The 14428-nt window shown below is 66.0% G+C and carries 16 protein-coding genes; 3 read left to right on the top strand and 13 right to left on the bottom strand.

All coding sequences use genetic code 11. The features are described 5' to 3' along the window. Positions 1-7: 7 nt before the first annotated feature. The 8 genes from HZS56_RS03495 to HZS56_RS03460 form a co-directional block, all read right to left on the bottom strand. Positions 8-1387: a tyrosine-type recombinase/integrase gene (locus HZS56_RS03495; protein ID WP_216719166.1), complete on the bottom strand. Its 1380-nt coding sequence runs from the start codon at positions 1385-1387 to the stop codon at positions 8-10. Continuing rightward, positions 1384-1596 carry a helix-turn-helix transcriptional regulator gene (locus HZS56_RS03490; protein ID WP_216719165.1) on the bottom strand — a complete coding sequence of 71 codons (213 nt, stop codon included), beginning with the start codon at positions 1594-1596 and terminating at the stop codon, positions 1384-1386. Before HZS56_RS03490 ends, HZS56_RS03495 begins: the two co-directional genes overlap by 4 nt. Next, on the bottom strand, positions 1586-2956 hold the full coding sequence (locus tag HZS56_RS03485; protein WP_216719164.1) for a replication initiator: 1371 nt from the start codon (positions 2954-2956) through the stop codon (positions 1586-1588). Before HZS56_RS03485 ends, HZS56_RS03490 begins: the two co-directional genes overlap by 11 nt. Continuing rightward, the gene (locus HZS56_RS03480; protein ID WP_216719163.1) at positions 2953-3213 is read right to left on the bottom strand and encodes a hypothetical protein; all 261 of its coding nucleotides are present in this window, start codon (positions 3211-3213) and stop codon (positions 2953-2955) included. The genes HZS56_RS03485 and HZS56_RS03480 overlap by 4 nt, the downstream gene beginning before the upstream one ends. Positions 3214-3317: 104 nt before the next feature. Next, complete coding sequence (locus HZS56_RS03475; RefSeq protein WP_216719162.1) at positions 3318-3608, bottom strand: hypothetical protein; 291 nt, start codon at positions 3606-3608, stop codon at positions 3318-3320. Positions 3609-3643: 35 nt separating this feature from the next. Next, a complete protein-coding gene (locus tag HZS56_RS03470) occupies positions 3644-3838 on the bottom strand; it encodes a hypothetical protein (RefSeq protein ID WP_004983392.1) in 195 nt (64 codons plus the stop codon). Between the two features lie 12 nt (positions 3839-3850). Further along, the gene (locus HZS56_RS03465) at positions 3851-5167 is read right to left on the bottom strand and encodes an FtsK/SpoIIIE domain-containing protein (protein ID WP_216719161.1); all 1317 of its coding nucleotides are present in this window, start codon (positions 5165-5167) and stop codon (positions 3851-3853) included. After that, positions 5167-5523 (bottom strand): SCO3933 family regulatory protein, encoded by a 357-nt coding sequence (locus HZS56_RS03460; protein WP_216719160.1) that lies wholly within the window; start codon positions 5521-5523, stop codon positions 5167-5169. The genes HZS56_RS03465 and HZS56_RS03460 overlap by 1 nt, the downstream gene beginning before the upstream one ends. 205 nt (positions 5524-5728) lie before the next feature. Here HZS56_RS03460 and HZS56_RS03455 point away from each other — a divergent pair, with 205 nt between their 5' ends. Then, on the top strand, positions 5729-6469 hold the full coding sequence (locus HZS56_RS03455) for a GntR family transcriptional regulator (protein ID WP_216719159.1): 741 nt from the start codon (positions 5729-5731) through the stop codon (positions 6467-6469). Positions 6470-7410: 941 nt separating this feature from the next. Then, positions 7411-9474 carry a hypothetical protein gene (locus HZS56_RS03450; protein WP_216719158.1) on the top strand — a complete coding sequence of 688 codons (2064 nt, stop codon included), beginning with the start codon at positions 7411-7413 and terminating at the stop codon, positions 9472-9474. A 269-nt stretch (positions 9475-9743) separates the two neighbouring features. Here the strand turns inward: HZS56_RS03450 and HZS56_RS38685 are convergent, their stop codons facing one another. The 4 genes from HZS56_RS38685 to HZS56_RS03435 all read right to left on the bottom strand — a co-directional run bounded on the left by HZS56_RS38685 (position 9744) and on the right by HZS56_RS03435 (position 11601). Next, a complete protein-coding gene (locus HZS56_RS38685; protein WP_301542975.1) occupies positions 9744-9875 on the bottom strand; it encodes a hypothetical protein in 132 nt (43 codons plus the stop codon). 530 nt (positions 9876-10405) lie between these two features. Further along, positions 10406-10726, bottom strand: a complete 321-nt coding sequence (locus HZS56_RS03445; protein ID WP_216719157.1) for a hypothetical protein — start codon at positions 10724-10726, stop codon at positions 10406-10408. Positions 10727-10730: 4 nt separating this feature from the next. Further along, a complete protein-coding gene (locus HZS56_RS03440) occupies positions 10731-11051 on the bottom strand; it encodes a hypothetical protein (RefSeq protein ID WP_216719156.1) in 321 nt (106 codons plus the stop codon). Then, on the bottom strand, positions 11041-11601 hold the full coding sequence (locus HZS56_RS03435) for a bifunctional DNA primase/polymerase (protein ID WP_308407981.1): 561 nt from the start codon (positions 11599-11601) through the stop codon (positions 11041-11043). Before HZS56_RS03435 ends, HZS56_RS03440 begins: the two co-directional genes overlap by 11 nt. A 259-nt stretch (positions 11602-11860) precedes the next feature. On the opposite strand from HZS56_RS03435, the gene HZS56_RS03430 reads away from it, so the two are divergent. Continuing rightward, positions 11861-13222 carry an NsdA family TPR-like regulatory protein gene (locus HZS56_RS03430; protein ID WP_253913670.1) on the top strand — a complete coding sequence of 454 codons (1362 nt, stop codon included), beginning with the start codon at positions 11861-11863 and terminating at the stop codon, positions 13220-13222. Positions 13223-13269: 47 nt separating this feature from the next. Here the strand turns inward: HZS56_RS03430 and HZS56_RS03425 are convergent, their stop codons facing one another. Continuing rightward, positions 13270-14199, bottom strand: a complete 930-nt coding sequence (locus HZS56_RS03425; protein WP_216719154.1) for an aminoglycoside phosphotransferase family protein — start codon at positions 14197-14199, stop codon at positions 13270-13272. Positions 14200-14428 lie beyond the last annotated feature (229 nt).

The raw sequence follows: 14428 nt of genomic DNA, 5'->3' as shown, positions 1-14428 counted from the left end.
CTCGCATTTAGAAGTCTTCCTCCCCGAGCCCCTGCATGATCCGGTCGTTCATCTCCTGTTCCTGGCCGTCGATGCACTTGGCGTAAATCTTCAGCAGGACGTCCACCGAGTGGCCCGCGCGAGCGGCAACCTCCGGCGCCGGCACTCCGGAGTTGAGCCACTGGGAGACGCCCGCGTGGCGGAGGTCGTACGGCCGGAAGGCCAGGACCGAAGACACCTGATCCGGGACGAGCGCAAGTTCCCGAGCCTGCTTCCACGCCCGCGAGTACGACGAGGCTGCGATCACGTTGCCCCGCTCGCTGGAGAACAGCCGGCCGTCCTCCGCCGTGCCGAACTCCTCCAGGTGCTCGCGGAGCAGCCGAACCAGCGGAGGCGGAATCGGCACGATGCGCACCTCACCGTCGGCCCGCTGCTTCAGGCCGCGCCGATCGTGTGCCTCCCCGGAGTCCGTCCATGCCTTCCCGGCCGTGGGCCGGGTCTCCGTCAGCTCGATGCGGCCCCAACCCGACGCCGGGAGCGTGCAGTCGGAGCGTCGAAGGCCAAGGGCCTCCCCCGGCCGCATGGCCGCGTAATACAGACACCCGAAGGACGCCCGCAGCCGTCGCCCACTGGCCCTGTCATAGCCACCCACATAGGTGAGGGCGGTCAGTAACTCCCGAGCCTGACGAGGGTTGACCACCACCCGGCGGTCAACCTCCTGCACCGCCCGCTTGCCCCGCTTGCGCCGCACCCGGCTCAGCGGGTTCGAGGGCAGCGCCTCCAGCTCAACGCCGTACTCCAGGACGTTGAAGGCCACCGCGCGCCGCCGCCGGTACGTCTGCGTAGCCGCAGGCTTGCCGTCGAGCTTGCGCGTGAGCACGTCGATCAAGTCGTGCACGCGGCTGATCTCCTGGAGTTCCGCCACCGGTAACGACGCTTTCTCGATCCACTTCGCCGCCGCCGCGGTCTCCTCGGGCCGCTCTCGGTCCCGCCGAGGCGGAGGTAGCACGTACGAGCGCAGCGCCCGGCGGAGATCAGCCGGGGCAGGACGCCCGCGGACCGGCTTGACCAGGGCGGGCAGGACCGTGGCAAGGGCGTCAGTCATGCTGTCCCTCTGCTTCGCCGATGCCTCCGTCCATCGAGCATCGATGTACCTCAGCGCGAGGTCCAGCAGCGACAGGGCCACCTTGCCTCCGCGCAGGGAGTCAGGAAGGCCGGTCACCGTGTCGAACGGCTCGCCCTTGTCCGCCGCCCGGAGCAGCTTCGCGCGGAAGCGGTCGGCCAGTGCCTTCGTCTTGTGCGACTCGTGGAAGGGCTGACCGTCCACGGACCAGCGGACGAGATATGTCGGCTTCTTCGCGGAGCGGTTGATGCTCAGCTTCCAGATGGCGACCTTGTACGACTTCACGACGCCGCCCCCTCTGCGCGTTCCTCCAACCATTCGTTGAGCACGTCACGCCGGACCCTCAGCTCACCGTTCGGAAGGCGGATGCAGGCAGGGGCGATGCGCAGTTCCCGCCAGCGGTAGAAGGTGCGCCGGGAGATGCCGCCCAGTTCGTCGAGCACCTGCCGCACGGTGAGCAGTTCAGCCGTTTTCGCACGAGTGTCACGCGCCATGACGACCACCGCCCTCCCGCACTGAGGCAGCCAGGAGCGCCGCTTCCGGCGAGTAGCCGCGCCCCGCGTAGCGCCACCGGCCGACCGTGACCGTCGAGTACTCCGGCAAGCCGAGGGCGGCCCGCTGCTGCTCCGCGCGATGGTCGGCACGGGCCTGCCTGAGGGCGGTCAGCGTGGTCGAGTAGCGGCGCGACTTGGTGGAGAAGTGGCCGCCGTACCCGAGCATGTGGGCCCAGCGCCGCAGCCCGAGCGGTGCGAACTCCGGCAGGCCGCCGAGCCACCAACACGTACTGATCATGCGCAGCACGTGAGCGCGTACCGGCAGCATGACCATGTCTCGTGCGTGGTGGATTCGGCCGTCCACGGCGCCGGCGGTCTCCGCACCCTTGGTGGCGTACTTGGCGATGTAGCCCGCCACGGCCGCCGCGGAGGCAGGCCGCTCCCCCGCTGTCCGCCCGTTCAAGGTGACCGGCCGTACGTCGACCTGCGTGCCGAAGCGCAGGACTCGCGGCCCGACGACCTCCGAGCCGGGAGCGGTCAGCCGCACCCTCCCGACCACGGCCCGGACAGAATCGACGAGGAACGGCACCGTGGCCCAGCCGGGCGGGTCCGAGTCGGGTCCGTCCGGGCCGTCGAGGCGGATAACGGCATGGAAGTGGACCAAGCCCCGCCGCTGGTACTCGGCGACCTTCGCGTACGAGAGCCGGGCGACCTCCCCGAACTCCGTACGCGACAGGCCGGCCCGCCGGGCGACCTCCCGCCTCAGCTCCAGACCGAACCGGTGCCAGAGCCGACCGGCGAACGCATGCCAGAGGACGGCCCCCGCGTAGTCGTAGCAGCGCGGGCAGAGAGGTTCGCCGAGACGGGGGTCGTCCGCTGGGTGCCGCTCCCGACATCCGGCCGGTGTCCCGTGCGGGCAGTGGTCACCCGCCCTCCGAGGTCGGCAGGGCGGCACGCGTCCGTCACGCTCCCGGCGAGTGTGGACCGGGCCGAAGCCGGGGGCGGTGAGCGTGGCGAACACCCGCGGGTGACCATTCACCGCCTCAGGGACGCTCTTGCCTCCGACGAGTCCGGCCCGGACGAGTTGATACGTGTCCGCCCGGTACAGAGCCGAGCAGGTCGGGCAGACCGTCGCCCGTCGGTTGCCGCACGCGGTGAGCAGGCGACCGCCGTAGGCACCCGATCCGTAGGAGAGCAGAGCTGCGCCGGTGGTCGTGTCGTAGATGGTTGCCGCGCCGACCAGGTGAATCGGGTTGGTGCAGCCCCCGAGGCGGACGATGTTCCGGCGCCAGGCCGTGAATTCTGGCTCCGACGCCCTTGCGACGAGAGCGGAAACGCTCTGCGGGAGGGTTGTGGTCATCGGTGACCACCCCCGCCGCCGAACGCCTGGCCCATCACGGCCGAGATCCCCTCCGGCCGAGTCTTGGCGCTGAAGCGGAGCGTCGGGTCCGTGAGCCAGACGGCGGCCGCGTGCGCGGGACACAGCCACTGCTCGGTTCCGTCGAGTTCGACGAGGACGATCTGTTCCCGTCCGGCACAGGTCGAGACCTGCGCGTCACGCTGCCTGAGGTCGCAGGCGAGCGACGGGGATTTGCGCGGATGATGCGCGGTGGACAAAGTGTGAGTGCTCCTTTCACTGCTCATGTGGCGGATGGAGTGGGTTCCTGACGGGGTCGGGTTTGGCGACTTCGCGCCCCGTCGGGAGCCCGTCGTGCAGGCGATCACTGCGGCTCCTCGGGAGGAATCCCGATGACGCTGTACGAGATCGGTCCGAAGTCGCGGCGTGCATCGAAGTAGCCCCGGCCGTTGTCCTCCGTCGGCACGCCGAGCGGAGCGGCGACGGACTCCACGCCGTCGCGACGAGCGGCGGAGTCGGAGGCGTCGACCAGGACGGTGATGGACGCGTGACGCGGTACGGCGACGGCCGGATTGGCGGTCAGGAAGTCGACCAGCTCCCGCAGACCGGCCAGGAAGGTGGCGCGGTCACCGGAGCGGATGACGTAGTCGGACACAGGAAGTCCCCTTGTCGGGTCGGTGGTGGGGTGTTTCAGAAGCGGAGTTGGCCGAGGAAGCCGTTCACTCCGTCGAGGAGGGCCTGAACCACGGGCGCGGCCACGGTCCGGGCGAGCAGGAAGCCGAAGGTTCCGCAGAGCAGCGCGTCAGCCCACCTGAGGTACCGAATGCGCAGGAGGAACCAGATCAGCAGGCCGAGCAGCAGGACGGCCGACATTGACACCAGCACGGCAGGCCCCTTTCACAGTTCGACGTGCAGTTCGGACAGGACGGGAGTCAGGTGCGCGTACTCGGCGGCGACGGCTTCCGCCTCGGCTTCCGTGATCAGGTGAGACCGGGCGCGTTCCCAGCCGTCGCCGGAGGCGAGAACGGCGGTACCAGCCTGTTCCGGGGCGATGGCCTGCGCCGCCTTCAGCGCGTCGGGGTTGAGATCGCCGAGGGCCATCTCTGCCGTACCGGGGTCGGCCACGCGGTGACACACCCGGCCGCCCAGTTGCGCCCGGAGAGCCGTGACACCGGGCCCGAGATCGGAGCCGACACGCTGGCCGGCCACGACGAGGAACACCCCGAGCGCCGCACCGAGTTGGGCCAGCCGGATCAACGCCGTACCGGCCGCGTGCGCTTCGTCCTTCTCGTTCCGGCTTGCCACGAGAAAGAGTTCCGCGATCTCGTCGACGATCACGACGACGGGAACCGGGCGTTCCTTGTCGGGCAGGCCCCAGATGTTCCGGACGCGGGCCGCCCGGCAGAGGGACATCCGGTCGAGAGTCAGGTCAACGAGGGCGGTCAGTAGCCGCACCGCTTGCTCTCGGTTCGTCGCGAGGGCCGACAACCGCGGCCCGTAGAGGGACAGTTCCATGCCGCCCTTGCAGTCGATCCCGACCAGAGCGACGGGCTGCGGGGCGAGTCCCGCCACGAGGGCATTGATCAAGGTCGACTTACCCGAGCGTGTGGCGCCGACGATCAGCCAGTGAGGGACGCGCCGTAGGTCGACCACCCACGCGGCCCCGGTCTCCAAGGCGCCCACGGTCACCCGGAGCAGAGGGCCGGGCCCTCGCTGCTTCGGCACCTGCGGGTCGGCCAACGGGTCGACCGCCGAAGCGACGATCTGTACGACCCCCGGCTTCCAGGAGGTCACCCGCACCGCGTGCACCTGCCAGCTCTCCGCCATGGCCGGTGCGGCCTTGACGAAGTGCTCCGGCACTTGGCCCGGCAGCAGCCTCACGAGCAGTACGAAGCCACCGGAGGTTGGGCGTATGAGCCCCCGGCGGGGCACCCGCGGCTGAGGCGGAGGTGCCCCCTTGCCGACGAGCCCGGACACCACGGTCAGCGCCGGCCGACGGCTCACGGCGAGCCCGCAGCCCGCCATCAGGGGCCGCCAGGTCTGCACGACCCGGAAGGCCACGGCCGGAAAGCCGCATAACAGCCACCAGGCAACGGGAAAGCGGCGGCGCAGGGCCGGGCCCGCCAGAAGCAGACCCGACACCAGCACTGCGGCCACCACCAGAAGCCAGCTCGGCCAGGTCGCACTGGCCGAAGTGGAGGAGGCCAGTTTCATCACTGCCCTGCCCCCTTGCCCGTGCTCGCCGGAGTGGCGGGAGCACTCAGGGGCCGGATCTCCGCCGCGCGGAACGCGATCCCGTGCCGCCCGTCGTTCTCCCACGGCGTGGCGACCAGGTCCCGCACAGCCACGGGCATGCCGAGCTGCACACCGGCCGGCTCACCGGCCACGCTCACGTTCACGACGTCGGCCGACGCGCCCGCCATCAGGCAGAGGCCGACCTGGTACATGGTCTTGCCGGTATCGCGGTCAACGCGGAGCTGACCGGTCTCACGGTTGGCGACCCGCGGAGCCGGGGGCACGGCGCAGATGATCCCCGTGAACTTCGCGGTGTCGATCGGAAGGGTTGCCACTGTTCGGTTCTCCTCATCGTTGGCACCCGAAGGCCGTCCCTCGGGTTGCTAGACCACCCGTAGTACGGGTGACACAGACAAGGTTGACCACCCGTAGTACGGGTTGTCAACCGCCTTCGCGTGGGAGAAGCTATGTTCCATCCGCGCGTGGAACCGTTCCACCCGCGGATGGAAGAAGCAGTGACCACGGCCGTGGAGGGCCCGCATGCCGCCGAAGAACACGCAGCCGAAGTATCGGCAGATCGCCGACTACCTGCGCGAAGGCATCCTGGACGGCACCTTCCCCGCCGGCCAACCACTCCCCTCCGAGGAGGCGTTGGCGAAACAGTTCGGCGTGACGCGCCCCACAGTCCGTCAGGGCCTGAGCGAGCTACGGGCATCCGGTCTCGTCGAGGCCATCATGGGCCGCGGCACCTTCGCCCGCTCCCCTCACAGCCGCCCCAGCCACACACGCCCGCGCGGCGTACGCCGGACCCCGGACGGCCGCTATGTCGAGGCCGACGGCATCCGCTGGACAGACTCCGAGCCACCGGTAGCCACCCGCACTGACGCCCCGCTTGCCCTCGCGGACCTACTCCGCATCCCGCCGGGCGAGCCGATGTTCACGTACGATGCGTTGCAGACCGCAGACCACGGCCGCCTCCGCCAACTCCACCGGACATACGTCCCGTTCTCGGTACTCATCGACACCAAGTACGAGGAGGAGGCCCCACCGCCGGCGCCGGATCTCTACACCGCGCTCGCCGACCTGAGCCATGAACTCCACTTCACGGAGTACGTCCGCACCCGCATGCCCCTGCCGGACCAGGCCCAAGCACTACGACTCGCCGACGGGGTCCCCCTGCTCCACATCATCCGCGTGACTCTCACCGAGGCGGACAAGCCTCTCGCCCTAGAGGAGTTCCACCTTCCGGGCGACGAGTTGGAGCTGTCGTTCAAGCTGTAACACAGCCCGAGTTGGCTCAGACTTTCTCTACGTCATCAAGGCGGCTCGCTCCGCTCACCGCGCGCGGCCCGGCCCCCGGCCGGGCCTGCGCTCCTGTCTCCGCCCCGCTCCAGCCCGGCCGGCGCCCGCACCGCGCGCACAGCAATCAGCCACCTGACGTCAGAGAAGGGGTACGTCGTGGCTGGGGCGGTCCGCTCCACGGCTTTACGCAGCCACTTTGGCGCGAGCCTCGAAGATCATGGCCCCAACGTCGTGCTTTACCGGGCAGGTCCACAGACTGCCCGACGCGCCGGAAGCTTACGGGGCCATGATCACTCGCGCCAAAGCAGCTCCAGCCCAAAGCCGCTCCACCGACCTACTCCTCAACTCTCGCGACCGCCCCTGAACGCGAGAGCTGCCGCAGCAAAAGGGATCGCCAGGCTGGGATCGCTCCACACGACAAAGAACAATGCGGCTGCAAGGGCCCAGCGGTTGCGCACCTCTCGATCAACCGACTTGAGATCACGCAGTACGCGACTGTCCAGTAGGAGCCACAGCTTCCTAAACACAACACCTCCAGAGCGTTCACCGGGTGCCGTCTCAGCACCTGCGCCCTGACCGTTCCAGTCACATCTGTGAATCTATAGATTTCTCGGACAAGTCAGGCTGATCCTTGGTTACGCTCACGGTCAGGAGCATGTCCGACGCGTCCGAGTCGGACACAGGCAGCAGGAGCTGGCAGGCCGATAGTGCGCGCAAAAAGGGGCGAAAATGCGCAAACCCTCCAGGAGGAGCTCAGATCATTGGAGAGGCGAGCTCAGTCCGCTCGAAAGATCCAAGGAAGAGCCTGGAGCCGTAATTCCGCAGCTCTAAAATCCAACTTACCGAAGCAAACAATCAGTGGTTGGTTTAGCACTTCCCAGCCAAGGGTTCCAAAAAGCTCAGATGAGCTTTGGTTGCTGGTGTCTACGTACAGCGCTTGGGCAAACGAGACTCCCCGGAGGGGATTCTGGAATCATCTTTGGGAGGAGGCCAGGAACGCCGCCACGAAGAATAACGCTCCAAATCTGGGGCGAAAAATCACCCAGCTCGATCCTTTCGATTTGGAGGTACATCGTTCAATCGAATCCGGCGCAGAAGAACTAAATTTGCCCCTGCTCCCTGCCTATATTCAGCGCTTTCACGATAATGAACTCAAAAGCGTAGTGGCGGCGGCGGCAGAAGGAAGCAGCGGGATCGCTATTCTGGTAGGCGAATCTTCCACAGGTAAAACGCGAGCATGCTGGGAGGCTATCCAGCAGCTCCCACATAGTTGGTCACTGCGGCACCCGATTTACCCGAGTCATGCCGAAGCGCTGGCTTACCAGATCGAGGAAGGAATTCCTCCCAGAACAGTATTGTGGCTGAATGAGACACAACTCTACTTAAGTACGCCAGCATCCGGAACTGGGGAACGAATCGCGGCAGGCCTACGCGAGCTAATTCGAGATTCCACCTGCTCTCCTGTACTGATTCTGGGAACTCTGTGGCCGGAGCATTGGGATGAGCTGACACGAACACCTGGTCGAGGGGAAGACGACAATCATCCACAGGCTCGCTCACTCATTTCTGGGAGCAGCATTTCCGTACCAGCCTCCTTCACGTCAGGCGCGCTGGAGGAACTTAGAGAACGAATGGAATCTGATCCTCGTTTGGCAGATTCCTTCATTCATACAAGGGGTGGTGAGGCGCGGATCACTCAATTTCTAGCTGGCGCACCCGCTCAAATAGACCGCTACCAGCATGCGCCCGAGGAATACAGAGCAATAATCGATGCCGCTATCGATCTACGCCGATTCGGGCAAGCCCCGGTGATTCCGAATGGCCTGCTGCACGACATGACTGCCCTCACCATGGCGACCAACGTGTATTCCAGTCTCCCTGATGACTGGTTTGAGGAAGGCACTACGTATGCACTGGCTCCGTGCAGGGGGGCAAGTGGGTTGCTAGCTCGCTTTCGCCCTCTACCAGGCGCCCCGCCACAGGTTGAGCCGGCATATCGCCTCTCGGACTACATCGAGCAGGTAGGGCGCTCAAATCGGGCCACTCTTGCTCCACCCCAGTCTTTTACATTTGTTGTTTTACGGCATATTAGGGACGTGGAGCAACTGAACTCAATAGCATCCTCCATGCTCGACCGTGGGCGCAATTTCGATGCAGCACAACTATACTTAAGGGCCTCACAGCTAGGCGACTACGCGTCCGCACACAAACTCGCAGATATCCTTGATTTTGCCGGAGATCGCACGGGGGCGGCTGAAGTCATTGAGATGTGCTATCGCTCGGGAGACCCAGACGGTAGCGAGTTTCTCGCATACTACCTATATAGAAGCGGCCAAGAGGAAGCTGCTGAGGCACTATGCTTGGAGGAATTTAACAGAGGGAATTGCAGGCCGTGGGTAAAGATACGAGAAGCTTACGAACTAGCCGACAATGAAACAGGCCACGATCAGCTTGAAGATCGTCTCGTCAGTTACGACTTCCCGGAAATCATGACATTGGTGAGATCCGCGAACTTCAACGAAGCCAGAAAAGCGGCCATCAAGTCTGTGGCCAAGCGTCTTGACATTTCCGAATTAGAAGCGGAAGAGCGTTTCGAGGCGGAGGTGGAATCTGCCCTGCCGAGACTTGAGTTGATCACTGAAGCCCGGGCAGCCCACACGCGTGTTCTCATGCAGAGCCTCGATAGTCTTAAGGAGTACAGCGACAAATGGAAAAAATCCGAGAAATCAAGAAAGACCAAGGCCATATTGAAAGAAATCGCCGAACTCGAGAAGGCAGAAAACTATAACGAAGCAAAGAAGGTAGTCATTCAAGGCCTCAATGAAGGGCTGATCGGCATAGAAAAGCTTGGCTCTCTCATCTCTAGACAAGGCGATGAGAGTTTGGGTGAAGCAATCGAGAGGCAAGGGATTGATTGGTGTGGGAATCTTGCCCCTCCATGGGGTCTTCGCGAAGTGAGGAAGGCATGCGACTCGGCACTTTAGAAGACGTATTAAAATCTCCAAGTGGGCGATATGTAGATGGCTCCTGAGGGGATCATGCCCGCGAGGAGACTTCCCGCCTCGCAGCCGAGAAGGCGGAGCGTCTACAGGCAGAGGAGGGTGCTAGCGCCGCAGTTGAGGGCCGCACACGGAAATCGGACATTGCACCACTGCGCCTTCCACGCTAGTCAGCCGAGCGCGAGTCGTTCGCACGAAGACTGCTAGGGCGGGCCAACGACATCCAGCGCTGACATCATCCGCATGCGCTGAAGTCAGTACCCGAAGACCCCGGCATGCCGCTCGGCGGGATGCGCCCTGTCTCCCACGTTGTAGGGGGCGCCGCTGCGGAGGGCGGCCAGAGTAACCGCGGACGCCTCGTCGTCACCGGCCAACAGCTTTTCCACCACATGCCGTTCCATGGTCACCCCCGCTGGGATCCTGCGGTACAGCGGCCAGGTACCGCAACCCCAGCAATCGCCCGCGTCCGGTAGCGTCCCTCCGGGGCCTGGTAGCGGCCGGAATGGCCGTCACTGACCGATCCGGCTAGGGCTACGGATCAGAAGGTTGTGCCTATCGGCACCCACCACGGCCGCACCGCAAGCGCACCAGATCGAGCAGGGAACAGCGGGGAATCACGGTGAAAGCAGCCCGGCCTAAGGATGCTGCCCCTGGCCGTTCGCCCAGGTCAGCGCCCAAGCGGGCGTCAAATGACCGCAGCTTCCCAAGCCGATGTCACTATCGGCCTGCCGTTCGTCCGGGCTGCGGCGCTGGGGCGCCGGTCCCGGCCGAGCGGCAGGCCGGGAAACGCACCAGAGGGCACCAGGGCAGCGAAGAGCCCCTTGCTGCAGTGCCGAGGCACAATGCCGCAAAGGGCTAGGTCGTCTGATCGCGGGACTGTGCTCGAATCGCGCCCAACCGGCGTCGGAGGAGCGGTTCAGGCCGCAGGCGCTTCCCGACGGGTGGTCGAAGGCGTATCGGCCGTCGTGCCGCGTAGTTCCGCTTCCAGTCCTGCCGTGATCAACTTCGCCAACAGTTCGACCGCTTCAGGGCGAACGGTGCCGAGCCGCACCAACCCGTCGCCGAAGACGTTCACGTCGGCCACCAGGCCGGGGAAGTCGGAGTCCAGCCTGAGCAGCACCAGCTGATCGGCCAGAGTGCCGGCGCTTCGCCGTGCGCGGTTCCAGCCGCGGACGTAGGGCACGCCGGGCAACAAGTCTTCTGCGCGCTTGGCCACCACTCCTCGCCGGTCGGTCATGACGTCAGGTCCTTCCCTTGGGTTCATTGGCGGTGGTCGATGCGTGCCCGAGGCCGCCACGGTCCGCGCCGAAGCCGCTTGCCAGTGCCAGGCGCAGGAGCTCTGCGAGGCGTTCGGCCGTGTCGGGGGACACCCGGCCCAGCTCGACGAGGCCGTGTCCGAAGGCGTTCAAGTCCGCGCGCAGGTAGGGGAAGTCTTTCTCCAGACCCGCACGCACGAGGGCGTCCCGCAGTGCGGTGGTTGCGTTTCGGGCCGCGTACCATCCGTCGCTGTCGAGCGGCGACCACGTGGCAGAGTCGTGCCCGCTGGTCGGCTCATCCTGCATCGGTGGTCGTCTCCTCGGGGAGCGCAGCGACCGCCGCGTACGGAGTCGGGTACTGCTCGCCGAAGCGGTCGATCCTCGCCAGGAGTTCCGCGGAGGCCACCAGCGCGGTCGCGAGGGCGACTGGCCGCAGCGGGTTGGCCTCCGGTCGGCGCATCGGCGCGCGAAGCCACTGGTAACGGTCGCCGGACAGCGGGATGGGGCCGGGCACGACGACGGCGGAGCCGTGGCCGAGGTACCGGTACGGCGGCGGGGAGGACGTTTCGCGTTCGAGGTAGTGCATGAAGGTCTCGCGGCTCTGCGAGCCGAGGAAGAATCCGACGCGCTGCGCCTTGCGGTCGATGACCGAGGGCCCGAACGGCATGCCGCTGCGCAAGAGCCGATCGAACATCTCCAAGCCGAGGCGCTGTTCCACGCTCACTACGTCGAAGAAGCGTCCCGTCGCCAGCAGGCAGGGCATCCGTGGGTCATCTGCCCAAATCTGTCGGCACTGCGCCGGGTCGTCCGCCGCCGCAGACAGCCATTCCATGCCCCGCCTGGTCATCCTCTGCACGTCGTCTCACCTTCAGTCGGGCTCCGGTGCGGCCCCGATGCCGCTGTACGTCCAGACTCACGGCCCACCCTTGACCAGGGCAGATGACGAGAGGTGACGAGGGATGACGCGTCCAGGCACACCACGTCATCCCCCGTCCTCCCCATTCCTTGCAGACGATCTCCGGTTACTGCCTGCACGAAGCGATGACCAGCACGTACATTCAGTAACGGAACCCCGAGTTGTCACACCGGCATCGCGCAGGGAGTGAAGGGCCGTCTTGAAGCCGACCAGTGTCCGCTTACGTGAGGCTCGCACGGGCCGGGGCTGGAGCCAGCTACGGTTGGTAAGGGAGCTACGTCAGGCCGCCGCCCAGCGTGGTCACCAGCTCCCGTCAGACGCCAGTGTGAAGCGGCGTATTGCCAGTTGGGAGAACGGCCACAGCGTCCCGGACGACTTCTACGGCCCGCTGCTGTGTGACGCTTTCACCACCAGCGCGGCCGAGCTCGGATTGAGTCACGGGGAACTCAAAGACACCGCTCTACTCGACGCCGCGTACCCCGCCAGCCCAGATGACGCCATTCGGACGGTGGGCCAACTGTGGCGTGCCGATCTCAACCAGTACGACCCGTTACTCACGGCGGAGCCGTCCGAGCCCGCGTGGAACGAGGCGTCCCTCCGGTGGTTGGTCGCACCCGAGCCAGGCATTCCACGGCCACGGACCGAAGGCGCCCGAGTCGGTCTCGGCGACGTGGCAGCCATAAAGACCACGGCGGACATGTTCGCCCAGCTTGACGACCAGTTCGGTGGAGACCACGCACGTCACTCGGTGATCCAGTACCTCAACAACGATGTGGCCCCACTACTGCGAGGCCGGTACACCGAACAGGTAGGTCGAGCCCTATTCTCCACCGTGGCGGAAGCGACCCTCCTCGCCGGCTGGATGTCCTACGACGCTTGTCATCACGGACTCGCCCAGCGGTATTTCCTCCAGGCCCTCCGGCTCGCCCAGGACGCCAACGACCGTCGGCTCGCGGGCAGCATCCTGTCAGCGATGAGCCATCAGGCGACCTTCCTGGGTCGGTACACCCAGGCCGCCACTCTCGCCCGTGCCGCCCTCATGGGTATCTCTCCGGTGGCCACGCCGACATTGCGCGCCCAGTTCCATGCGATGGAGGCCCGCGCCCTTGCGCGTACCGGCGACGTCGCTGCCTGCGAGGCCGCCCTGAGCTCAGCGACCAAGGCCCTCGAAAGCCGGAACAACGAGGACGAACCTGAGTGGATCAGCTACTTCGACGAAGCCGAGCTTGCCGCCGAGGCCGCCCACTGCTTCCGTGACGTCAACAGCGCCCGTCAGGCCGTCGCCCACGCTGAGAACGCTATGAGTGGCAGCCACGTCCGGAGCGACTTCTTCGCAACCATGGTCCTGGCCGACGCACACTTACGGGCCGGGGACATCGAGGAAGCATGCCGCGTGGCACTCGACGCGCTGGATCTTGGAGAACAGCTCAAGTCGGCACGATGCATCAGCTACCTTGCCGAGTTCCGCAGGAACCTCAACACCGCCGGTCAAAGCAGTGCAGCGCGTGAACTTGCAGAGCAGGTCCGCGACCACAGGTTGTGGATCGCTGCGGAGCAGTAGGGCCGACCGAGAGCTACCGGCCTCAGCAGGAAGACGGCCGCTGCCCCTCAGAAGGGGTTCCACTCCTTGCGTCCCTCGCCAGTCCGAAGGGACCGCACTCGCCGGGCAAACTCGGCGGCAGAACGTTCGCTCGTTCCGACCTGGTGACCGAGCCACGCCACCATCATCAGTTCCCGAAGATCGGCCAAGGTCTCGTATCCGGGCCAGTTCATGAGGTCGAAGCCGTACCGGTGGACGAACTCGGCGTACTCCGCTTCGGTGTGCCAGCCGTACCGGTCGTAGAAGAGCGCGGTCTGAATCAGGTCCCACTCGCGCGGGGCGAGGGCGAAGCCGTCGAGGTCGATGAGGGCGGCATGACCGTCCCGGTGGCGGAGGATGTTTCCGATGCTGGCGTCCCCGTGGATCATCCCGAAAGGGAGCACGAAATCCAGCCGGTCGTACTCCTTGGCGAGCTTGGCCGCCCGTTCCTCCAGGAAGGACCGGTCTTCCTCAGAGACGGCATCCAGGCCGTCCAGCGAGGCCGACAGCTTGGCCATGGGGTCGAAGTACGGAAGGCCCAGCGACTCGGGTTCCTCCAGCCAGTGCAGCCGGCGGAGTAGGTCGGCCAGCTCGCCGACCGTCGCGTACTCCTCGCGCTCCTGGACGCTCTCCCAGAAGGTCACCACCAGCCCGCGGACGACGACGGGCTGAGCGATCTCGGCCGGCACCCGGGTGGCCGGGAAGTCGACCGTCCGCAGCCAACGGGCTACGGCCACGACTCGTTCCATCTCCGGCAGGACATCGGAATCACGAGCGATGCGGACAATGATCGGTAAGGAGGCCAACCGGTACACCGCGTTGGAACCCAGCCGCAGCAGTTCAGCTCTGGTCGCGTCCAGCCCGGCCGCCTCGCACGCCTCGCGCAGGACGACTGCCACGCCCTCCGCCGTGAACTCCGTACCGCCGCCGACCGGTCCCCCGCCACTGCCCGAGATCATGCCTCCGACGATACGGCGCAGCCGCACCCCCGGACAGGGCGCACACGTAATAGGGGCGTAATGATCTTGGATGGAGCGGCACCCTTGCACCCCTCCCCCGCAGGTCAGCGCGCTCGACGCCCCTCGCACTCACCTGGCCTCCGGAGCCGTGTGCGCAGGTTCGAATCCTGCCGGGGGCACCCTGTATGAGGTGCCCAAAGACCCCGTCACCAGCGGAAACGCTGAGGCC

It is taken from the genome of Streptomyces mayonensis, assembly GCF_018982965.1.
Lineage (GTDB): Bacteria > Actinomycetota > Actinomycetes > Streptomycetales > Streptomycetaceae > Streptomyces > Streptomyces mayonensis.
The sequence above is the reverse complement of the archived record's forward strand: the minus strand, read 5'-3'. Positions and strand labels throughout refer to the sequence as shown.